This window comes from Pseudomonas rhizozeae, assembly GCF_031583775.1.
Taxonomy (GTDB): domain Bacteria; phylum Pseudomonadota; class Gammaproteobacteria; order Pseudomonadales; family Pseudomonadaceae; genus Aquipseudomonas.
On the sequence record NZ_JAVLSB010000043.1, the window covers coordinates 14,467 to 36,126 of the forward strand.

21 protein-coding genes are annotated in these 21,660 nt (G+C 61.8%); 12 read left to right on the plus strand and 9 right to left on the minus strand.

Annotation, left to right across the window (positions count from 1 at the left end; all coding sequences use genetic code 11):
• Positions 1 to 39: 39 nt before the first annotated feature.
• Positions 40 to 1,047: a LacI family DNA-binding transcriptional regulator gene (locus RG836_RS13380; protein ID WP_310846041.1), complete on the plus strand. Its 1,008-nt coding sequence runs from the start codon at positions 40 to 42 to the stop codon at positions 1,045 to 1,047.
• A gap of 218 nt (positions 1,048 to 1,265) precedes the next feature.
• On the opposite strand, the gene RG836_RS13385 is transcribed toward RG836_RS13380, so the two are convergent.
• Both RG836_RS13385 and RG836_RS13390 read right to left on the minus strand, forming a co-directional pair.
• Complete coding sequence (locus RG836_RS13385; protein WP_310846042.1) at positions 1,266 to 1,592, minus strand: AzlD domain-containing protein; 327 nt, start codon at positions 1,590 to 1,592, stop codon at positions 1,266 to 1,268.
• A complete protein-coding gene (locus RG836_RS13390) occupies positions 1,589 to 2,314 on the minus strand; it encodes an AzlC family ABC transporter permease (protein WP_310846043.1) in 726 nt (241 codons plus the stop codon). The genes RG836_RS13385 and RG836_RS13390 overlap by 4 nt, the downstream gene beginning before the upstream one ends.
• A gap of 242 nt (positions 2,315 to 2,556) precedes the next feature.
• On the opposite strand from RG836_RS13390, the gene RG836_RS13395 reads away from it, so the two are divergent.
• The 8 genes from RG836_RS13395 to RG836_RS13430 all read left to right on the plus strand — a co-directional run bounded on the left by RG836_RS13395 (position 2,557) and on the right by RG836_RS13430 (position 10,764).
• Positions 2,557 to 3,495: a LysR substrate-binding domain-containing protein gene (locus tag RG836_RS13395; RefSeq protein ID WP_310846045.1), complete on the plus strand. Its 939-nt coding sequence runs from the start codon at positions 2,557 to 2,559 to the stop codon at positions 3,493 to 3,495.
• Positions 3,496 to 3,615: 120 nt separating this feature from the next.
• Positions 3,616 to 4,872, plus strand: coding sequence for an aromatic ring-hydroxylating oxygenase subunit alpha (locus RG836_RS13400; RefSeq protein WP_310846048.1), 1,257 nt, complete (start codon positions 3,616 to 3,618; stop codon positions 4,870 to 4,872).
• 3 nt (positions 4,873 to 4,875) lie between these two features.
• Positions 4,876 to 6,024, plus strand: coding sequence for an FAD-binding oxidoreductase (locus tag RG836_RS13405; RefSeq protein WP_409078085.1), 1,149 nt, complete (start codon positions 4,876 to 4,878; stop codon positions 6,022 to 6,024).
• A gap of 210 nt (positions 6,025 to 6,234) precedes the next feature.
• Positions 6,235 to 7,200 carry an amino acid ABC transporter permease gene (locus RG836_RS13410; RefSeq protein ID WP_310846052.1) on the plus strand — a complete coding sequence of 322 codons (966 nt, stop codon included), beginning with the start codon at positions 6,235 to 6,237 and terminating at the stop codon, positions 7,198 to 7,200.
• A gap of 15 nt (positions 7,201 to 7,215) precedes the next feature.
• Complete coding sequence (locus tag RG836_RS13415) at positions 7,216 to 7,986, plus strand: amino acid ABC transporter ATP-binding protein (protein ID WP_310846054.1); 771 nt, start codon at positions 7,216 to 7,218, stop codon at positions 7,984 to 7,986.
• Positions 7,987 to 8,042: 56 nt separating this feature from the next.
• Positions 8,043 to 8,882 carry a transporter substrate-binding domain-containing protein gene (locus RG836_RS13420; protein ID WP_310846056.1) on the plus strand — a complete coding sequence of 280 codons (840 nt, stop codon included), beginning with the start codon at positions 8,043 to 8,045 and terminating at the stop codon, positions 8,880 to 8,882.
• Positions 8,883 to 8,959: 77 nt separating this feature from the next.
• On the plus strand, positions 8,960 to 10,267 hold the full coding sequence (locus tag RG836_RS13425; RefSeq protein ID WP_310846058.1) for an NAD(P)/FAD-dependent oxidoreductase: 1,308 nt from the start codon (positions 8,960 to 8,962) through the stop codon (positions 10,265 to 10,267).
• A gap of 26 nt (positions 10,268 to 10,293) precedes the next feature.
• Entirely contained in the window at positions 10,294 to 10,764 is a 471-nt protein-coding gene (locus RG836_RS13430; protein WP_310846059.1) for an Lrp/AsnC family transcriptional regulator, read from the plus strand.
• Here RG836_RS13430 and RG836_RS13435 read toward each other — a convergent pair.
• The 4 genes from RG836_RS13435 to RG836_RS13450 all read right to left on the minus strand — a co-directional run bounded on the left by RG836_RS13435 (position 10,742) and on the right by RG836_RS13450 (position 13,351).
• A complete protein-coding gene (locus RG836_RS13435; protein WP_310846062.1) occupies positions 10,742 to 11,212 on the minus strand; it encodes a GNAT family N-acetyltransferase in 471 nt (156 codons plus the stop codon). The genes RG836_RS13430 and RG836_RS13435 overlap by 23 nt on opposite strands.
• Before the next feature lie 70 nt (positions 11,213 to 11,282).
• Positions 11,283 to 12,053, minus strand: a complete 771-nt coding sequence (locus RG836_RS13440) for a molybdopterin-dependent oxidoreductase (protein ID WP_310846064.1) — start codon at positions 12,051 to 12,053, stop codon at positions 11,283 to 11,285.
• Positions 12,050 to 12,670, minus strand: coding sequence for a cytochrome b/b6 domain-containing protein (locus RG836_RS13445; protein ID WP_310846067.1), 621 nt, complete (start codon positions 12,668 to 12,670; stop codon positions 12,050 to 12,052). The genes RG836_RS13440 and RG836_RS13445 overlap by 4 nt, the downstream gene beginning before the upstream one ends.
• Before the next feature lie 75 nt (positions 12,671 to 12,745).
• Entirely contained in the window at positions 12,746 to 13,351 is a 606-nt protein-coding gene (locus RG836_RS13450; RefSeq protein ID WP_310846541.1) for a hypothetical protein, read from the minus strand.
• Between the two features lie 223 nt (positions 13,352 to 13,574).
• Here RG836_RS13450 and RG836_RS13455 point away from each other — a divergent pair, with 223 nt between their 5' ends.
• The 3 genes from RG836_RS13455 to RG836_RS13465 all read left to right on the plus strand — a co-directional run bounded on the left by RG836_RS13455 (position 13,575) and on the right by RG836_RS13465 (position 19,141).
• Positions 13,575 to 14,270, plus strand: coding sequence for a heavy metal response regulator transcription factor (locus RG836_RS13455; protein WP_310846069.1), 696 nt, complete (start codon positions 13,575 to 13,577; stop codon positions 14,268 to 14,270).
• Positions 14,243 to 15,637, plus strand: coding sequence for a heavy metal sensor histidine kinase (locus RG836_RS13460; RefSeq protein ID WP_310846072.1), 1,395 nt, complete (start codon positions 14,243 to 14,245; stop codon positions 15,635 to 15,637). The genes RG836_RS13455 and RG836_RS13460 overlap by 28 nt, the downstream gene beginning before the upstream one ends.
• A gap of 159 nt (positions 15,638 to 15,796) precedes the next feature.
• The gene (locus RG836_RS13465; protein WP_310846074.1) at positions 15,797 to 19,141 is read left to right on the plus strand and encodes a type III effector HrpK domain-containing protein; all 3,345 of its coding nucleotides are present in this window, start codon (positions 15,797 to 15,799) and stop codon (positions 19,139 to 19,141) included.
• A gap of 18 nt (positions 19,142 to 19,159) precedes the next feature.
• Here the strand turns inward: RG836_RS13465 and RG836_RS13470 are convergent, their stop codons facing one another.
• The 3 genes from RG836_RS13470 to RG836_RS13480 form a co-directional block, all read right to left on the minus strand.
• Positions 19,160 to 19,510, minus strand: coding sequence for an RNA polymerase sigma factor (locus RG836_RS13470; protein WP_310846077.1), 351 nt, complete (start codon positions 19,508 to 19,510; stop codon positions 19,160 to 19,162).
• Positions 19,511 to 19,766: 256 nt separating this feature from the next.
• Entirely contained in the window at positions 19,767 to 20,864 is a 1,098-nt protein-coding gene (locus tag RG836_RS13475) for a polyamine ABC transporter substrate-binding protein (protein WP_310846080.1), read from the minus strand.
• A 206-nt stretch (positions 20,865 to 21,070) separates the two neighbouring features.
• Complete coding sequence (locus RG836_RS13480) at positions 21,071 to 21,592, minus strand: RNA polymerase sigma factor (RefSeq protein ID WP_310846082.1); 522 nt, start codon at positions 21,590 to 21,592, stop codon at positions 21,071 to 21,073.
• Positions 21,593 to 21,660 lie beyond the last annotated feature (68 nt).

Consider the following 21,660-nt stretch of genomic DNA (forward strand, 5'->3'; position numbering starts at 1 on the left):
GCGGTAAGCTCGCCGGCCGCGCTAACCAATGAGGTGGAAGTGTCGAATATCCGTGAAGTCGCTCGCTTGGCCGGGGTCTCGGTGGCCACCGTGTCACGCACCTTGAAATCCCCCGAGCGGGTGCTGGCCGAAACCCGCGACAAGGTCAACGCCGCCGTGGAACAGGCCGGTTACCGGCCGAACCAGATGGCGGTGCAATTTCGCTCGCGCAAGACCGGCAACCTGGTGATTCTGGTCCCGGCGATCGCCAACACCTTCTTCGCCCGGGTCATCAGCGGCGCACAACAGGCCGCGCAAGCCGCCGGCTATCGGCTGCTGCTGTGCGACACCCAGGGCCGCGAAGACATCGAACGGGAATTCGCCGCGCTGGTGTACGCGCACCAGGCCGACGGGGTGATTCAACTGCGCGCCTATGACCCGTTCGAAGCGCCCTTCCCCAATGCCGAGTCGCCGCCGCCGATCGTCAACGCCTGCGAAGTGATCCAGGGCGGCCGCCACCCCACTATCAGCCTCGACAACCGCGCCGCCGCCCAGGCCATGACCGAACACCTGATCGCCCTCGGCCACCGCCGCATCGGCCTGATCAAAGGCCCGAAAAGCAGCCCGCTGACCCGCGACCGCGTGGCCGGCTACCAAGACGCCCTCCACCGCGCCAACCTCCCCAGTGACCCGGCCCTGGTGTGCCACGGCGACTTCACCCTGACCGCCGGCTACGAAGGTGCCGCCGCGATGCTCGCCCTCGCCGAACGTCCCACCGCGCTGTTCTGCGAAAACGACGAAATGGCCATCGGCGCCCTCAAGCGCCTCAAAGAACAAGGCCTGCGCGTGCCCGACGACATCTCACTGGTGGGCTTCGACGACATCCCCTTCGCCGCCTACTGCGACCCACCCCTCACCACCATCGCCCAACCCGCCGAACGTTTCGGTGAAACGGCCGTGAACATGCTGATCGCATTGATCGAGAAACAACCGATTGCTGAACGGCATGTGGTGTTGCCGTTTGAATTGGCGGTGCGTAGCAGCTCGGCAGGGTGTAAGGGGCAGTGATTGATTGCGGTAGGTTTGGTGACTGGCATCAGGCTCTCGCCGAGGCTCGCTGCCACAGATATCTGCTGTGAACCTGGGAGTGCTTTGCACCGCAAAAAACCTGTGGCGGCTGCGGCGCAACAATTCGACTTGCCAGCGATGAGGTCAGCACCTGCAACATCAACATTGGCTGACCTGACGCCGTCGCTGGCGAACCAGCCGCCCGCAGGTGACGGGCTTCAACCCAATAGATACTTGCCCACCCACAATGCTGCCATCCCTACGGCAAGGGTCAGTACGGTGCTGCGGGTTTTCCAGGCGACCCACGCTGCGAGCAAGGCCGCGGGGATTTGTGGATTGGCCAGCACGAAAGCCCCCTGCCCGTTCGGGTACACCACCGCCGGCAGCACCAGCGCTGCCAACACGCTGGCGGGCACGTAGGCCAGGGCGCGGCTGAGCAGCGGGGGCATGCGCCAGCGTCCATGCAGTTCGACAAAGGACAGGCGCATGACGAAAGTGCCGATGCCGACCGCGAGAAACAGCCCCCACAACGCCCAATCACTCATCGCCCGTCCCCCGCGGCCGGCTCGGGGGACTTGTGGCCCAGGCGCTCCGCCCACAATCCGGCGACCACCCCGCACATAGACGCTGTGACCAGCCCCAGGTTGTAAGGCAGATTGATCGCCAACACCGCGATCGTCCCGCCCACCACTGCCGCACTCAAGGTCGCTGAACCGCGCACGTTCGGCACCAGCAGTGCGAGGAACGACAGCGGTACGGCAAAACTCAGCGACCAGGTGTCCGGGATGCTCGCCCCCAGATACACCCCGGCCAGCACCGAGAGCTGCCACGTCAGCCACATCGCCACAGCCGCGCCGGCGTAAAAGTGCGGGCCGAAGCGGCCGAGTTCGCCGGAGGAAAACCTCAGGTGACACAGCGCATAGGCTTGATCCGAGAGCATGTACGACACCGGCCAGGTCCAGCGCCGTGGCAGGTGCGACAAGTGTGGCGCCAGGGAAGCGCTGTACATGACGAAGCGCAAGTTGATGATCAGCGCCGTGGCCACGATCGCCACCGGCAAGGCCCCGGTGTGCAGCAACTGCAGCGCCACCATTTGCGCCGAGCCCGAGTAGAACAGCAAAGTCATGCCCATGCTCATGCCCGGCGAGAGGCCCAGCTCCACCGCCATCACACCCGTGACCAGCCCGAACGGGATCACCCCAGGGGTCAACGGAATGAGCATGCGCGCCCCTTGCAGGAAAGCGTCTGATCCGGATCGGTACGACATGGGGTTCCTCTGAGGTGGCGTGGCTGCTCGTGGGGTGTCCAGCCTAGCCCGCCGATGGTGCCATATCCAACGGTTCTTCCAGACCGGGCCGTTGCGACATGCCACGCACCGTTTACGACATCCATCCGACAATTACGCCTCCAGGCCCGGCCAGCCATCCCCACCCCCGCCACCATAGGGTACGCTGGCAACCTGCCGGGCCGTTGATGGAGGCGCCCGTTTCTCGTTCAGGATCGCCCGTGATGAGTCGTGAAGAAACCAGCAAAAAGGTCAAGGGTTACCGCCGGCTGATTCCGTCCATGACCGCGCTCATGGAGTTCGAAGCCGTGGCGCGGTTGAGCAGTTTCACCTTGGCGGCCCAGGAATTGGGCGTGAGTCAGGCAGCGGTCAGCAAGCAGGTCAAGTACCTTGAGAACACCTTGGGCACGCGCCTGTTTCACCGTTTGCACCGGGCGATCAAGCTGACCAGTGACGGCTACGTGCTGTATTCGGTAGTGGCCGAATCCATGCAACGCATGGCCGGTGTGTTCGACAAGATCCGCGAAGGCATTCCAGAGCAGGAACTGGTGCTGGCCTGCACCGCGGCGTTTTCCCACCTGCGCATCCTGCCGCGGCTGGCGACGTTGCGGTTGTCACAACCGGCGCTGCATCTGCGCCTGGTGACGCAGATCGTCAACCCTGAGGTGAGTCGCCAGGACATCGATATCGCGATCCGCTACGGCCACGGCAAATGGGACGACGGCACGGCGATTTTCCTGTTCGACGAAGAGGTGTTCCCGGTCTGTTCGCCTGCCTGGCTGAGCACCCACGCCGCGCCGATGGCGGTTGATGACTTCCTGCACATCGACCTGATCGATTCTGACTCGACCCTCGAAGGCTGGATGACTTGGCACAGTTGGTTCAACGAACTCGGCGAGAGCCGGCCAAAGATGAACTACAGCCTGCGTTGCAGCAGTTACAACGACACGGTACAGGCGGCGATCAAGGGGCACGGCATCGCCCTGGGCTGGAGCCGCTTGATTGGTCCGTTGCTGCAGAGCGGCGAATTGGTGCGAGTCTCGCCATACGCGGTGCTGCCCAAGGATGCCTATTACCTGATCGTGCCGACCGGCCGCGAGGTCACGCCGCTGGTGCAGCACCTGGTGAGCTGGCTGCAGGATGAGTCAGTGGGCGCGCACTGATCGCATAACTTTTAGCTATGCCGGGGTGAAATTAAAGCGCATTGACGCTCTTCCCGACCCTTTCCAATACTGGCCTCACCGTCACTCGCAGATGATTGCGACCGCCCCCGTGAGGCCACCATGAACCGCACCGCCGTTCAGTCCCAACAAGAACTCGTCACCACCCGCACACCGGGCCATGGCATGCCGGGGGCGCTGTTCGGGCGCCAGGATGTGTTCGATAACGACATCGATATCTTCTTCACCCGCCACTGGATTCTGGTCGGCGTGACCGGCGACATCCCGGAGCCGGGCGACGTGTCGACCATCGACATCGGCAAGTCCTCGATCATTCTGGTGCGCGATGACGACGAGCAAGTGCAGGCGTTCCGCAACGTCTGCCGGCATCGCGGCGCACGCTTGAAGCAGGCCGGCAAATCGACGGTGGGCATGCTGGTCTGCCCCTACCATCAATGGACGTATGACCTGGACGGCAGCCTCAAGCATGCGGCACACATGGGCAAGGACTTTGATCCCACCTGCAAAAGCCTGATCGCCGTGCACACCAAAATCGTCGGTACCCACGTCTTCGTCTGCCTCGGTGACCAGCCACCCGCCGACATCGCTTACCTCGAGGAAACCATGGCGCCGCGCCTGGCGCCGTACAACATCACTCATTCAAAGATTGCCTATGAAGCGGAGATCATCGAGGACGGTAACTGGAAGCTGGTGATCGAAAACAACCGCGAGTGTTATCACTGCTCGGCAACACACCCGGAACTGACCGCGTCGTTTTTGCCGGAAGATTTTGGCTTCTGCGCCGAGGGCCTCAGCGAAGAATCCCTGCAAGCCCTGGACGAGTACGAAGAACGCAACAACGCCGCCAAACGCAGCTGGGAGGAGCAAGGCTTTATCTGCGAAGCGGTGGAACATCTGGACGTCGACGCCGTCACCCAGTTCCGCACCCAGCGCCTGGTGATTGCCGGCAATGGCGAATCGCAAACCCTCGACACCCGCGTGGCCTGCACCCGCCTGTTTGGCGACCTGACCCGCCGCGACCTTGGCGACGTGCACCTGTGGACGCACAATTCCTGGACCCATGTGATGAGCGATCACGCGGTGATTTCGTACATCATTCCGTTGGCGCCGGACAAGACCCTGGTGCGCACCAAGTGGCTGGTGAATGCCGACGCCGTCGAAGGCGTGGATTACGACATCGAGCGCCTGACTGAAGTCTGGAAAGCCACCAATCTGCAAGACGCCAACCTGGTGGCGATCACCCACAGTGGCACCCAGGATCCGGGTTACACCCCGGGGCCGTTCTCGGCGTTCACCGAATCCTACGTCGACCAATTTTCCCGCTGGTATGCCGCGCGGCTTACCGCCCAAGGCGTGTGAGGCATGAGCATGACCGTCCTTGAGCAACCGCCCACCCGCGTCATTGGCCGATCGGCGCCGAACGCATTCACCGATGCCGACACCTGGAGCGCCTATGGCGCGCAGTGGCACAGCGGCGAACAAAAGACCTTGCAGTGCTGCGCCGTGCACGACGAAACCCATGACGTGAAGACCTTCAGCTTCCGTTGCGCCGACTTCAGCGCCCTGAGTTTCGAGCCGGGGCAATTCATCACCGTCGCGCCGGTGATCGCCGGCCAAAGTGTGGCCCGCTGCTACACGGTGTCCTCATCGCCAACCCGACCCTTTGCCCTGTCAATCACGGTCAAACGGGTGCCCGGCGGCACGGTGTCGAACTGGCTGCACGACCATTTGCGTGTCGGCGACACGTTGCTGGCGTCGGGTCCGGCCGGCAGCTTCACCCCGGTGGGCCGCCCGGCCGGCAAAGTGCTGTACCTGTCGGCAGGCTCGGGCGTGACGCCGTTGATGTCCATGACCCGCGCCAACTTCGACATGGCCGCCGGCCTCGACATCGTGTTCGTGCACAGCGCGCGCACGCCGGTCGATATTATTTTCCACGATGAACTGACGCGAATGCAGGCCCGCCTGCCAGGTTTGCGGGTGATCAATGTCTGCGAAGGGCGTGGCGCCGATGCGCAGTGGACGGGACCGATCGGTCGCTTGGACCTGGCGTTGCTCAGCGAATGTGTCCCGGATTTCAGAGAGCGCGAAGTCTTCACCTGTGGCCCGCAAGGCTACATGGACGCGGTCAAGCATGTGCTCACCCAAGGCAACTTCGATTTCCGACACTATCACCAGGAGAGTTTCGACATCAGCCTGCTTGCCGAGGACTCGCCGAGCGAAGCGCCCATCGTCACGGAACAGCCAACCGGGCTGTTTACCATCACCCTGTCGCGCTCGGGCAGAACCTTCAGCATGTCGAGCCAGCAGACGCTGTTGTCGGCGGCGAAAAAAGCCGGGGCGATCGTCCCCTCTTCGTGCAGCCAGGGCGTGTGCGGCACCTGCAAAACCGCGGTGCTGCAAGGCACGGTGGAGATGAACCACAACGGCGGCATCCGCCAGCGGGAAATCGACAAGGGCCTGCGCTTGCTGTGCTGCAGCAAACCGACCTCGGACCTGGTGCTGGATCTGTAGGCCTGCCGCTTGAAAAAACGCGCACAAGGCGCTGAGCGTGACGGCGCCTCCCGCCACAACGCATGGAAAATCCCGCACATGTAGGGATTAGACCCTTCGCTTTGCCAGCAAATACTCCCCATACCCGCTTTTCGCCGGGTGCGCCCGGCATTTCGCCCGCCCATAATGGACTTACAACAACAAAGGGATCACCCCTGAGGCGTGTAAGCCATGTACAAAGACCACATCGTCAAGTCGCGCATGACCGACAGCGCCCTGTTCATGGGCATCATCACCGTCGTCATCTTTACCATCACGCTGGTGTGCGGCGTGGGCCAGAGTCGACTCTCCAACCTGATGGGGCCTATCGTCCTTGACCTGCAAGCGCCATTGGCGCGGGATATCGCGGTCGGCGGCACCTTCACGATCACGCTGGTGCTGAACCTGTTCATCCTCGGCCGCTTCCCCCTGCGGGCGCAGATCATTACGGTCTGGTGCGAACTGCTGGTGCTGTTCCTGCTGTTCTTCGACACCTTCAACCTTTCCTACAGTTTCATCTTCACCAAAGTCGGCTTCATGATCACCCAAGGGGTGTTCACCACGGTCTATGTGTCAGCGATTTCGATTGCCATCGCTTTTGTCCTGGCACTGCTGGGGGCGACCGCACGGTTATCGTCGAACGGCTTTGCGATTGCCATCGCCAGTTTTTACACCTCGTTCTTCCGCGGCGTTCCGCTGCTGATCCAGATCTACCTGATTTACCTCGGCATCCCGCAACTCGGCTACGTGGTCGGTGCGGTGCCGGCGGGGATCCTGGCGTTGTCGCTGTGCTACGGCGCCTACATGACCGAGATTTTCCGCGCGGGCATCAGCAGTATCTCGCGGGGCCAGTGGGAAGCCTCGCGGGCGATTGGCTTGAACCCGTTCCAGACCATGACCCGGGTGATCCTGCCGCAGTCCATGCGCCTGATCATTCCGCCGACGGGCAACCAGTTCATCTCGATGCTCAAGGACAGTTCGCTGGTGTCGGTGATCGGCGTCTGGGAGTTGATGTTCCTGGCGCGCACCCAAGGCCGGGCCGAGTTCCGTCACCTGGAAATGCTGATCACCGCCGCCGTGCTTTATTGGCTGCTGTCGATCGTGCTGGAAACCGTGCAGGCCCGACTGGAAAAGCACTTCAACCGCGCCCATCGCTGAATCAGGAGCCTTACGATGAATCAGCCTTCCGCTACCGCCGCGCCTGCGCCCTACCCTGCGATTTCGATCCAGGACATGCACAAGTGGTATGGCGATTTTCATGTTCTCAAGGGTATCGACCTGCACATCGCCAGTGGCGAGATCGTGGTGGTGTGCGGCCCTTCGGGTTCCGGCAAATCGACTCTGATCCGTTGCATGAACCTGCTGGAAGACTTCCAGAAAGGCAGCGTGTTCATCGACGGCACCGAATTGACCCGTGACGCCGCGTGCGTGGCCAGCATCCGCCGCCAGGTGGGCATGGTGTTCCAGCAGTTCAACCTGTTCCCGCACATGACCGTGCTCGACAACCTGATGCTCGGGCCGCGCCTGGTGAGCAAGCTCAGCGAAGCCAAGGCCCGGGAGCTGGCCTACGAATACCTGGACCGCGTGCGCATCCGCGACCAGGCCGATAAATTCCCCAGCCAGCTCTCCGGCGGCCAGCAGCAGCGCGTGGCCATCGCTCGCGCCCTGTGCATGCGCCCGCGGATCATGCTGTTCGACGAACCGACCTCGGCGCTCGATCCCGAGATGGTCAAGGAAGTGCTCGACGTGATGGGTGAACTGGCCCACGACGGCATCACCATGGTGTGCGTGACCCACGAGATGGGCTTCGCCCGGCGGGTGGCCGACCGCATCATTTTCATGGACGAGGGCTGCATCATCGAGCAGGCCAAACCCACTGAGTTTTTCGACAACCCGCAGCACCCGCGCGCACGGGAGTTTCTCTCGCAGATCCTCAGTCACTGACACCGTCGCCGCCCACAACAACAAAAAACTGCACTCACGCTACCAGGAGCTTACCCATGATCTCGATCACTCGCTTCTTCACCGCCGCCGCCCTTGCTTCGGCCGTCACGGTCACCACCGGCACCGCGTGGGCGGGTACCACCCTCGACCGCATCCATGACACCAAGACCATCAAAGTCGCGACGTCGGCCAACTGGCCACCGCAATCGTTCCTCGGCCCGGACAACAAACTGCAGGGTTTCGACATCGACGTCGCCACGGAAATCGGCAAGCGCCTGGGCAGCAAGATCGAGTTCGTGACGCCCGAGTACGGCATCATCACCGCCGGGCGCTGGTCGAATCGTTGGGACTTGTCGGTCGGCTCCATGACCCCGACCACCGAGCGTTCGCGCGTGCTCGACTTCCCGGCGATCTACTACTACACGCCGTATGTCTTCGCCGTGCACAAAGATGCCGCCGGGGCGAAAAACGCTGACCTGGACGGAAAGATCATTGGCGTCGAAGCCGGCACCACGTCGGAGGATTACATCAATCGGCGCCTGAAAATCGACGCCGCCGATGTGCCCGCGTTTACCTATGACGTGACGCCGGGCGAGGTCAAAACCTACGGCGACAGCATGGGCCCGCTGGATGACCTGCGCATGGGCAACGGCGTGCGCCTCAACGCCACCCTCTCCGCTCTGCCGACCATTGTTGCGGCGGTGAAAAATGGCTATCCGATCGTCCGCGTCGAGGGCAAACCGGCCTACTACGAACCCCTGGCCATCGCCGTGGATAAAGGCGACGAGGCCTTCAACAGCGCGTTGACCAAGATCGTCACCGACATGAAAGCCGATGGCACGCTCAAGCAACTGTCCGAGAAGTGGTACGGCGCCGACCTCACTAAAGTGCAATAACCCCCAAGGCCATGCAGGCGCCCGTTTATGACGCGGCGCGCTGCATCTCTGCGCCGCAAAAAAGGACAACGGACTTCATGTACACCTACAACAACAACTACTACACCGCGACCATGCAGCCGGTGACCGAGCGCCCGGCGCTCTCGGGCGATGTGCAGGCTGATGTGTGCATCATCGGCGCGGGCCTGGCAGGGCTGAGCACGGCCTGGGAACTGGTGTCGCGCGGCAAGTCAGTGGTGCTGCTGGACGCAGGCCGTGTGGCCTGGGGCGCGTCTGGCCGTAATGGCGGCTTCGTGCTGCAGGGCTGGTCCGAAGGCGTGTCCGCCATCGAGCAGCGTTGCGGCAAGCCGACCGCAGCGGCGCTGTTCAAACTGTCCCTCGAAGGTGTCGACATTGTTCGCGACACCATCGCCGACCAACAACTGCCAGGCTGCGCCATTACCAGCGGAAAAATGAGCGTGGTGCGCTACGAGGATGGCGACAACCTCCAGCGCCTGCGCGACAAAATGGCCGCCGATTTTGATTTTCACCTCGAGTATCTGGATCGCCAGGCCGTGCGTGCAAAGCTCAAGACCGAGCGCTACTTCCAGGGCCTGCGTGACACCCACGGCTTTCACTTCCATCCGTTGAATTATTGCCTCGGCCTGGCTGGGTTGATCGAGCGTGGCGGCGGCCGGATCCATGAGCACTCGCCCATGGTCCGGGTCGACAGCCGCGACGGCCGCCATCGGGTATTCACCGACCAGGCTTCGGTCGACTGTGGCAACGTGGTGTACTGCTGCGGCGGTTACGGTGGCCCGGAATTCGGCAAACTGCGCCGCGCCTTCCTGCCGATCGCCACCTACGCGGTGCTCACCGAACACCTCGGCGCGCGGCTGGCCGATGCAGTGGCCACCACCGATGCCGTGGGCGATAACCGCCGCGCTTCGGACTATTACCGTATCGTCGATGGCGATCGCCTGCTCTGGGGCGGCAGAATCACCACCCACAATCTGCAGGATGAAAAACGTTTGGGGCAGTTGCTGACCGACGACATTCTCGACGTCTACCCGCAATTGCGCGGGATCAAGATCGACAAGGCCTGGTCCGGGCTGATGGGCTACGCGCGGCACAAAATGCCGCACATTGGCCCGCTCGGCAAAGGCCTCTGGACATGTACATCATTTGGCGGCCATGGTATGAACACCGCGCCGATTGGTGGCCGGGTCATCGCCGAAGCGATCTGCGGCGAGACCGATCGCTACCGTCTGTTCGATGCCTACGGCTTGCAATGGAACGGCGGCCCCCTCGGCCCGGCGGCTGCGCAAACGGTATACGCCGGCCTGAAGATGATGGATAAGTTTCAGGAAACCCGGTCACAACGCCGGGCGATGCACAAAAACTGACTGCACGCGAGGTCAAGCCAGTGTCCATGGATGCACCGAATCCCGGCCCGTTGTTCAACCTGACCGACAAGGACCGGCAATTGCTAGGCCTGTTGCAAGACAACGCGCGGGAGCCGACCGCCTCCCTGGCGCGCAAACTCGGGGTGTCGCGCTCGTCGGTGCAAGAGCGCATCACTCGCCTGGAAAAGGCCGGGGTGATCACCGGCTACAGCGTGCGCATCGACCAGGACCGGCTGCAGCAAACCATCAACTGCTTCACCATGACCTCCTGCACCAACAAGAGCTACACCGACGTCATGACCTCGCTGCGTAAAATGGAATCGGTGCAGGCGGTGTACGCGGTCTCTGGCGAATCCGACTTCATCATCCACCTCGTCACCCCGACCCTGAGCGAACTCAACGCCGAACTGACCCGGATCAACATGATCAAGGGCGTGGCGCACACCGCTTCGCACATCGTGATGGAAACCAAATTCAGTCGGAAGTTGATGGTGTAGAGGCCACCAGGCGCTTCTCGAAATAGACGCGGTTAAACCCGTCCTCGGTGCGACGCCCCACGTTGACGTAGCCGAGCCGGGGATAGATCGCGAGGTTCTCGGTCATTTTCTCATTGGTGTAGAGCTGCACCGTGCTCATGCCCAGTTGCCGGCCAGTGTCTTCGCAAAAACTGATCAGCGACTTGCCCACACCCTGCCCGGCCGCACTGGGCAGCACGGCGACGTTCTCCAACAGGAGATGTCCGTCCTCTGGGTAAAACACCACGAAGCCCTGGAAAGTCCCGTGGTCGTCGGTCGCGACATACACCACGCCCGCCGCGATCTGCGCGGCAAAATCCGCCAGCATCGGCGCGGGCTTACGGCCAATGGCCGGCACATAGCGGGCGTAGGCCTGTTCGGCGCACTCGCGGATGGCGGATTCGTCGCGTGCTTGGGCTGGGCGGATCATGACGGGCTCGCTGCGGGCGGAAAGTCTTAATACTGGCCGACCGGCGCCACCCTCGCAACCGCCGTTTCCATCAACTGCCGCTGAACCAGTTGTAGCCCTGATCTTCCCAGTAACCGCCCGGGTTCTCGTTGCTGACGAAAATCTCGACGATGTGCTTGGGGTTCTTGAAACCCAGTTTGGTTGGCACGCGGACTCGCAGTGGATAGCCGTATTCCGGCGGCAATGCCACTTCGCCGTAGTCCAGCGCCAGCAGGGTTTGTGGATGCAGGGCGGTCGGCATGTCGAGGCTGGAGTAGTAGCGATCGGCACACTTGAAACCGACGAATCTGGCGGTGGTGTCTGCGCCGATATGTTCCAGGAAGGTTTTTAGCGGCACGCCGCCCCATTGGCCGATGGCGCTCCAGCCTTCGACGCAGATCAGCCGGGTGATGTCGGTGCGCTGCGGCAACTTGCGCAGGCCTTCGAGGGTCCACGGCGCCTTGTCCCGGACCAGCCCGGACACCGCCAGCGAGTAATCAGCGAGGTCCACTTCCGGGATGTCATCCTGGCCATAGAACGCGTTGAACGGGAATGGCGTGGTCATCTGCGCCTTGCTGTAGGTTGGCGCCAGTTTCTGCCCGCTGAACAACCAGGCTTGCACCCGGTCGTTCCAGCGCGACATGGCCCACAGCACCTTGTCGACCTGGTCGCCGTCCTGCAGGTTGCAGCCGCTGAGCATCGCCATGGCGCCGACGGTCAAGCCACCGCGCAGGAAGTGACGGCGCTGCAGGCTTTCCAGTTGCAGCTGTTGCGCCGGCTCAAGAATGATGCGCTGGGTCGCGCGTTTTTTCGGCTCAGTCATGGTCGGGTCTTCCCGCTGTCAATCGGCGTTACGCCGCCCGTGATCATCGGCAACAAGGTTTTCGGCACCAGCAGCACCAACATCAAGTGCACCACCACAAACGCGCCAATCGCCGCCATCGCCGCGAAATGCACATACCGGGCAATGTCATAGCCGCCCAGCAGCGCAACCAGTTCTTGCAGTTGAATCGGCTTCCAGATCGCCACGCCCGAGATCACCACCAGCACGCCGGCGGCCAGCACCAGCCAGTACATCAGGCGTTGCACGGCGTTATAAACGCCCTTCTCGTGCACCAGACGAAACCGCAGCGCGGCGTTCACGTCGTGCTTGAGCGCGGTCACGCTGATCGGCAAAAAATCCCGCTTGAAATGCCGGCTGAAGAGTCCGTACACCCCGTAGATCAGGCCGTTGATCAGCAGCAACCACATGAACGCGAAGTGCCAGGCCAGTGAACCGCCGAGCCAGCCGCCGACCGTCAACGCGACCGGAAACTTGAACGCAAACAGCGGCGAGGCGTTGTAGATCGCCCAACCGCTCATGAACATGCACAGCATGCCCACCGCGTTCAGCCAATGGGTCAGGCGAACCGGCCAGCGATGGATGGGTTTGGTGTTCATGGTTAACCGTCTCTGAACAAATAATGGACGCAGCGATGCCCGCCCCAGCGGGTATCGCTGCAACCGTTTCGTGCGTTACATCGGAGGCTGGAAGCCATCCTTACCGACCGCGATGCCCCGTGCAGTGGTGCCGCCCTCGGCCGGGAACACTACGACTTTGGCGCCCTTGACCAGCTCATCGGCCTTGCCCGGTTCTACATAGGCGATAGGCACATCGGCCGGCACCACCAGTTGCTTCTCGCCGCCCTTGTAGTTGACGGTCAGGGTGCGGCCGTTGGCTTTGGACAGTTTGCCCACGGTGCCATTGGTCATGGTGCCGGTGCTGCCGTCGGCATTCTGCCAACCGTAATGACCTTCGCCGCTGCCCTTGAGGCTGGCCTCGAACACGGTGACTTCCAGGGCCTTGAGCGTGCCGTCCGCCTGCGGGGTGGCTGCCGAGCCGACGAAGCTGTCGGTCTTGATCGAATCGAGGTCGGCCTTCGACACCCGGGCAATACCAGTCTTGTCCGTCAGGCCGATGGACTGCTGGGCGCCGGTGCGGGTGGTGAAGGTCAAGGTGTTGTTGCTGACACTTTCTACGGTGCCACGCAGCGGTTTGATCACGGGCATATCGGCGGCGGTGGCCATGACCGCGGCGCTGAGCATCAGCAAACCGAACGTGGTGGACAGTGTGGTCTTCAACTTCATTGCGATGATTCCTCACGGGTTGATGTGGGACCATCTTCGGCGCACAACCGGGACCTGAGAATGACTGCCGGATGACATTTTTGTCATTCGCCGTCGCGCCGTGCCGAATGACAGAAATGTAACCGACACCGCGGCCGCCGCTGGTTACACTGCACGCCTCCATACGCCATTACTGCGGGCGGCAACCCGCGCCAGAGCAAACCGAGCGCCCCTGACCATGCATATCCTGCTGATCGAAGACGACACCAAAACCGGCGAGTACCTGAAAAAGGGCCTCGGCGAGTCCGGCTACAACGTCGACTGGACCCAGCACGGCGCCGATGGCTTGCACATGGCCCTGCAAACCCCTTACGACCTGATCGTGCTGGACGTGATGCTGCCGGGCATCGACGGCTTCCAGATCATGGAGCTGCTGCGCGCCAAGCTGGACGTGCCGGTGCTGTTCCTCACCGCACGGGATCAGCTGCATGACCGCATCCGGGGCCTGGAACTTGGCGCCGACGATTACCTGGTCAAGCCGTTTTCTTTTACCGAGTTGCTGTTGCGCATCCGCACCATCCTGCGCCGTGGCGTGGTGCGGGAAGCCGATCATTTCCACATCGCCGACCTGGAGCTGGACTTGGTGCGCCGCCGCGTGACCCGCCAGCAGCAAGTGATCGTGCTGACCAACAAGGAATTCGCCCTGTTGCACCTGTTCCTGCGTCGTGAAGGCGATGTGCTGTCCCGTGCGCAGATTGCCTCGGAGGTCTGGGACATGAATTTCGACAGCGACACCAACGTGGTCGACGTGGCAGTCAAGCGCCTGCGCAGCAAGGTCGACGTGCCCTACCCGGTCAAGTTGATCCACACCATCCGCGGGATCGGTTACGTGTGCGAGGTGCGGCCATGCGGACCCGACGCCAGCCATCCCTGACCCTGCGCTCGACCCTGGCCTTCTCGCTGGTGGCCATGCTCGCAGTGGCCGGTGCCGGGTTTTATCTCTACCAGTCGATGAAAGCTTCGGTGCTGATCTACAGCGATCACGCGGTGATGGGTCGGCTCGAGCATTTTCGCAAGCTGCTGCATTACGAGCTGACCCTCGACAAGCTGCGCGACAGTCCGCAGATTTTCAAGAACATGCTCGACAGCGAAGACGACATCTTCATCATCGGCGAGCCGGGCGAGCCGCCGGTGGTCAGGGTCAACCCGCTGGAAGTCAGCCTGCCCGATCTGCCCGTGGTCAGCCATGGCACGGCGGTGAGCGTCACTGACTTGCGCAGCGGCATGACCGCGTCCGGCGCACCGTTGCGCGCCGCCTCTGTGCAGACCACTTCCGGCGGCCGCGAAGTGCGCCTGACCGCCGCGCATCTGATGGGCAAGGAAATGGCCATGCTCGCGGCGTTTCGCGAGCGCATCTACCTGGCGGTGACCCTGGCGTTCCTGCTTACCGCGCTGCTCGGTTACGTGCTGCTGCGTCGCGGCCTGCGGCCGTTGCGCAACATGGCCGCGCACGCGGCGAACATCACGCCCAAGCAACTCGACAGCCGCATGGACAGCCAGGACACCCCGGTGGAGCTGCAACAACTGAGCGACGCCTACAACGCCATGCTTGATCGCCTGGCCAACGGTTATCAACGTTTAACGCAGTTTTCCGCCGACCTGGCGCATGAAATTCGCACCCCGGTGGGCTCGTTGATGGGCCACTGCCAGGTCGCTTTGCGCCAGTCCCGCAGCGAAGATGAATATCAGGCGCTGATCGCCTCGAACCTGGAAGAACTGGAGCGCATTTCGCGCATCGTCGAAAGCATCCTGTTCCTCGCCCGCGCCGATGAAGCGCAATCGGTGGTCGAGCCGCAATGGCTGTCGCTGCAGGATGAACTGCAGCGCATCGCCGGCTATTTCGAAGGCCTGGCCGAAGAAAGGCACATGACCCTGCACATCACCGGTGACGGCAGCGTCAGCGCCGACCCGTTGCTGCTGCGTAGGGCCCTGAGCAACCTGGTGGCGAATGCCGTGCGCTATGCCGACGAAGGCAGCGAAATCCTCATGCGTGCGATGGCGATCGATGGCGGCTGGCGCATTGACGTGGAGAATCAGGGACCAGTGCTCAGCGACGAAACGCTGAACAAACTATTCGACCGCTTCTACCGCGGCGACGCTTCTCGCCACCAAAGCTCGGACTCTTACGGTCTGGGCCTGGCCATCGTCACGGCGATCATGCAGCTGCATGGCGGCAAGGTCGATGTGCAACAGCCGACGCCGGGGCGGATTCGCTTTTCGTTGTATTTCCCGACGCGCTGATCGGCGTGCTGCTTCACTCACTCCGGCTTGTGCCGCCTCTGTTAAAAAACCGTGAAACCTCTGCGAACCGTCTCCGCACCGTAAGTCGCCTGATTAGACTCCAATCCCAACGCCTCACACACCTGCGCTCGCCGGTCAATGCAAAAGGGAATTGGAACCATGAAGACGCCTCCGCTCAAAGTACAACCCGCCGCCAACACTCAGCCAAATGCCGTGCGGCGCACCTTTGAGACTGCGATCACTCGCGCCCTGGCCAGTCTCCCGCCATCCCTCGCGGACGATGCCGGCAAGAAGCCGCTGGTGCTTACCGCGCAAGGCATCAAGACCTACCCTGTGCCCACCGATAAAGCGGCGATCAAGGCTGAAGTCGAGGCCACCGGCGATCAGGAAGCGCTCAAGCGTCTGGACGATCCGAACCTCGCGCCACGGGGCAACACCGGCGTGCCGCTGGAGAACATCGCTTCGATCGACAAGCGCTCGGACAACGTGCTGGAACTGAAAACCCGCGACAACCGCACGCTGATTATCGTCAAGCAAGCCACCCCGTATTTGTTCGACGCCATGGCCAGCAAAACCGACGCGGTCAACGCCATCAACGCGTCCATGGCCGAAGGTTACTCGCTGGCCCAGGCCGGTGATGTGGCGCCGGGCCTGGGGGATTACAAGTTCCTTGGCGATGCCGAGGAAATCGGCCCGGGGCTGATTCGGTACGAGACCTTTTCGGGCCAAAAAATCATCGTCAGCCGCGAAGTGAATCGGTCGTTGTATGAGCAGGTAAGCTCCGACAGCGATGCGATGGCCATCATTAACCAGAGCCAGGCGGACGGTTACCGTCTGGCGCAACGTCGTGAACCTGCCAGCACCTCTGCACTGACCGGGAAACCGGAGGACCTGGGCCACGACCTGATCCGCTATGAAACCACCGCTGGCGAGAAAGTCATTGTCTCGAAACATATCACCCCGGACCTTTACGACCAGAAAGTCAAAGAGGCCAATGCCCTGTCCGGTGCAGCAGGGGCGGTAGACACTGACCTGATCGACAACTCCAAATACGGCGTCGGCGCCAAGGACTGGAACCGGTTGGTCTACACCAGCGACAGCGCACCCAGCCAGGAACAGATGGATCTCAATCGGCCCCGCGCGGCGGCCAAATTGCTCGACGAAAACTGGGAAAAGTGGAACCTGAATGGCGAAAAAATCGACTTCGCCAACCCGCCGTCGACTCTGCCGCCGGAAGCCCAAGCCACCCTGAAATACCTCGCCAGCAGCCCGAACCTGATGGCCGCGCTGGATGCCGGTGGCTACGGCAAGAGCGACGGAGTAATCACCCGCGACAATGTGAAAAGTTTCGCCAACCAGGCGGACAAAGACCTCGCGGCCGCGTCCAGCGCCTACAACAGCTTTCTCAAGGCGCACCCGAATGCTACGCCGCTGGCCAGGGAAAACGCCCGCTCGGCCTTGTTGGTCGCCGCCAACCATTCGCTGGTCAGCAACGCCGGCCCGGAGATGCAGGGCGAGAACCGCCGCACCAGCGTCGGCGATCTCAACACCAGCAACCTCGACGCTATCGAAGGCGATGCGGCCCTGAGCAAATCCCTGACCGGTGCCGCCGGTTATTGGTCGAGCCCCGGCATGTACCGCCAGCTCGACAACGGCGGCGATCACCCGGCCTTGATGAGCAGCGACAGCATCGCGCAGCCGAAGAACATCACCACGTGGGTGGCCACCCAGGCACCGGGGGACGACCACGGCGTGCTAATGATGCTCAGCAACGCTTCGGCGCGAAACTCGATAGCAGACGTCGACACCTCGACGCTGACCAAGGACGTGCTCGAACACCCGGAAAACTACGACGGCAAAACCAAAGCGGCGGTGCTCACCGAAATCACCGACGCGCGAGTGCGCATGGAAGTCAGCGCCAGCCCCACGGATGATTCCGATCTGTACTCGCAAACAAAATCAGACCTGCGCGGGATCAACCCGAACAAGGCCAAGGTCACTGCGCAACTGGACGCGGCGATCACCACGCTGTCCGCCGACCCGGACGTGCAGCGGTTTTTCGCGCAGAACCAGGGCGCCGGCATGCGCGACATCGTCAATGCCAACCCGGCGCTGAAGATCGAGCTGCAGCATTATCAGGATCGCGAGATCAACAGCGGCAACGTGCTCAACACCAGCCTTGAGCGCAAGGGCGCCGACGGCAAGCCTCTGCCCCTGACGGACGCCTTGTACCTGGCCGCGACCGACGCCAATCTCACCGACATGGCCCTGGGTGGCAGCGGTGAAATCGACCTGGCCACCCTCGCCAACAACTCCGGCAAGAGTGAGCGGATCGAGCAGTATTTCCGCGAAAACATCGTTACCGGCAAAGCTCTGGATGACGCCCTGGCCAAGGATCGCGAGTTGAATGGCGACAAGGCCGACCCGGCAGCGGTGATCGCCAAGTTCTCCAGCGACGCTACGATGTACAGGGCTTACCTGGGCGACAAGGTCAGCCCCGAAGACGCCGATGTCACCCAGCAAATCATCTCGCAAAAGCTGTCCGAAACCCTGGTGGACGGCGCCAACGATGAGGTGATGAAACAGATTTTCGGCGATGCCAACGGCGATTTCGACGAGGCCAAGACCAAAGACATCATCGACAAGGCCATGGCCGATAACCCGGACATGTTCAAGGATGCGGCAGGCCAACCGATCGCCGCCGGTGACGTGGTGTCGATGATCCGTTCGACCTGGGACCTGGAGCGCCAGGGCCAGAAAATCAGCGATGCGCTGCCCAAGTCGATCGACAGCTTCAAAGCCGATGCTTCTGACACTTACAAACAGGGCCTGCTGCACATTGGCAGCGCATTGCTGGCCGGTGCGGTGCTGACCGTGCGTTCCACCAGCGGCGGCAACACCCCGACTGACAACGCCTTGCGCGTGTCCGCCGGCATGCAGTTCGCCGGGCTGCTGATGGAAGGCGGATCGAAGTACGCCAAGGAAGCGGGTTACGGCCGTGACTGGAAACCGGTGCCCAACAGCAGCGTGTTCCTGCGGGGCAAGGGACCGTTCAGCGATGCGCAGATCCAGGCCATGGGCAACGTCGGCAAGATCGTCGGCGGCGCTGGCAGCTTCATTGGCGGGGTGTTCAGCATCATCAGCGGGGTCAATGCGGCGTTCAGCGGCGACAAACTCAACGCCGGTTTCTCCCTGACCAGCGGCATTTTGGCCACCGGTGCGGCCGTGGCATCCATCATTGAAGGCGCTGTCGGGTTGTTTGGCAGTTCCACCAGCCTGGCCGGCACTCTGGCCGGCAGCGCAGCGAGCATCCTTGGCATGGCGACCGCGGTCATCGGTGTGGTGGCCGGGATTGTCGTGCCGCTGGTGGTCGTCGTCCGGCGTGATGCCGATCAGGACAAGTTCTACGATGGCCTGGTCCCGACCTTACAGAAGTATGAGTTGACCGGTGGACCCAAACAGCCTGGTGATGTTGACGAAAATCCGCAATTCACCCCGACCTGACAGCGATTGCCAGACAGTCTATTGCAGTGCTCGCCGTGCGTTGGAACAGTGAGTGATGACGGTGGCGACCTGCATGTCGAGCATGGCCGCCACTTGCGCCGCTTCGAGTTTCTCGTGATAGATCAGTATCAGAATCAGCCGTTCTTGCTGGGTCAATTTACCCAATACATCAGAGCGGAATGCGTCGCCGGCCGGGCAATCCGAATCGCAAACCCGCCGTTTGACAGTGACCGCATGCCCACGGGCGAAACAGTTGACGCCTTGGTCGTTCCAGACGTGGTACAGATTCGAGACCAGCCAGTGAAATACCGGCAACTTGGCCGGCCAGGCGTGAACCCGTTCGAAGGCCCGTTCGGACGCCAGGTACACGGTACGCTCCGCACACCCTTGACTGCCCAGCACCCGGTAGGAAAATGCCCAGACCCGGGGCAACAGCTCGTGAATGTTTTCGGCTAAGTAATGCGCTTGTCGGTACACAAAAAACCCTATCTACAGCTGAGCGTTAGAGAGATATTTTTCTTTGGAACGGCCCTTGGAAATCCGCTAGCGCTTCCTTCTCGCCATGTCTGAAGCCTGTTGCCGCCCCTCCACGGGCCACCACAACAGGCCTGCACTTCACGTCCGTTTATTTGCCGGATTTAATCTTGGTCCAGCTGCGCGTCATGATCCGCTGGGTCGCGGCCGGCAAATCGGCAATCGCGTACAGCTTGGCCAGCACTTCTGCCGGTGGGTACACGCCCGGGTCGCTGGTGATGTCTTTGTCGACCAGCGCGGTGGCCGCCGAGTTACCGTTCGGGAAGCGCACCTCGTTGGTGATTTGCGCCATGATTTCCGGTCGCATCAGGAAGGTCATGAAGCGGTGCGCACCGGCAACGTTTTCCGCGTCCTTGGGGATGGCGACCATGTCGTAGAACGTGCCGGCGCCTTCTTTCGGAATGGCATAGCTGACCTGGACCTTGTCACCGGCTTCAGCCGCGCGGGCCTTGGCTTGGTAGATGTCGCCGGAGTAGCCCACGGCCACGCAGATATCGCCGTTGGCCAGGTCGGAGATGTATCTGGACGAATGGAAGTAACGCACCGAAGGACGGATTTTCAGGAACAGCGCCTCGGCTTCGGCCAGTTGTTTTTTGTCCTGGCTGTCGGTCGGATAGCCGAGGTAGTGCAGCGCCGCCGGGATCATCTCGGTCGGAGAATCGAGGAAAGTAATGCCACAGGCTTTCAGCTTGGCGGCGTTTTCCGGTTTGAACAGCAAGTCCCAGGAATTGGTCGGGGCGTCAGCGCCCAGGGCAGCCCTGACTTTATCGGCGTTGAAGCCGATGCCGATCGAACCCCACATGTACGGAAAAGCATATTCGTTGCCAGGATCACTGACGGACACGGCTTTGAGCAGTTCAGGGTTGAGGTTCGCCCACTTGGGCAGCTTGGATTTGTCGAGTTTCTGGTAGGCGCCGGCCTTGATCTGCTTGGCCAGGAAGTTGTTCGACGGCACGACGATGTCGTAGCCGGACTTACCCGCGAGCAACTTGGCTTCGAGGGTTTCGTTGCTGTCGAAGACGTCGTAAACCACCTTGATCCCTGACTTGGCTTCGAACTTCTTGACCGTGTCCGGAGCGATGTAGTCCGACCAGTTGTAGACGTGCAGCACCTTGTCGTCCGCCTGGGCGGCGCTTGCCATCACGCCTGTCAGCGACAGGGCCAGGAGGGTTTTGCCAGCTATCTTCATACCGAATGCCTTTACCGGTGATGCGTTCATGGGATGTGTTCGGGTCCGTTGTTCGTTCGGTAGGTCTGGCGTGCGGTTCGAGTCATCGGATGAGCTCCGCCACTCGACAGGCCAGGCAGCGACGTGGCAACCGACCTCGTTAATGCGTGGTTGGGAAAGCCAAACAAGTTCCTTTGCTTTCAAGCCCTTACTGCCGCCGGACCGATTCACTCAACGTTCCTTACCTTTTGCCTCAGCAGCACCCGCGCCCGTGACAGGCGTGAGCGAACGGTGCCGATCGGCACGCCGAGCTGGACCGAGGTATCCAGATAATTGCCGCCGGTTTCCATCGCCACCCGAATCACTTCCTGCATGTACGTCGGCATGCCTTCCAGTGCCTGGGCCACGCGCTCTAACTCACGGAACCTGCCTACGTCGGCCACCAGGTCTCGGCTGTCAGCCATGTCCAGCACTTCTCTGTCCTGCAGGTCCTCATGAAAAGGTTGTTTGTAGAGGCGCCTGAAATGACTGCGAATTAAGTTCAAGGCAATCCCGCAGAGCCAGGTCAGCAACGATGAATCATTGCGGAACTTATGTTCGTTACGCAGCGCTTCCAGAAAGGTCGCCTGTAGCAAGTCTTCACTGTCATCGAGGTTGGCGACTCTGGCTTTGATGAACAATCGTACTTTTTGCATTAACTGGTGATCGAGCTGCCGGAGGACGGACGTGTCAGCCGGGTAATCGATCATGTTGAAACCACACATGGACAAAACCTAATGACGGCAAGTCCAGCGGTAAGAGCGATATGTGTGCCAAC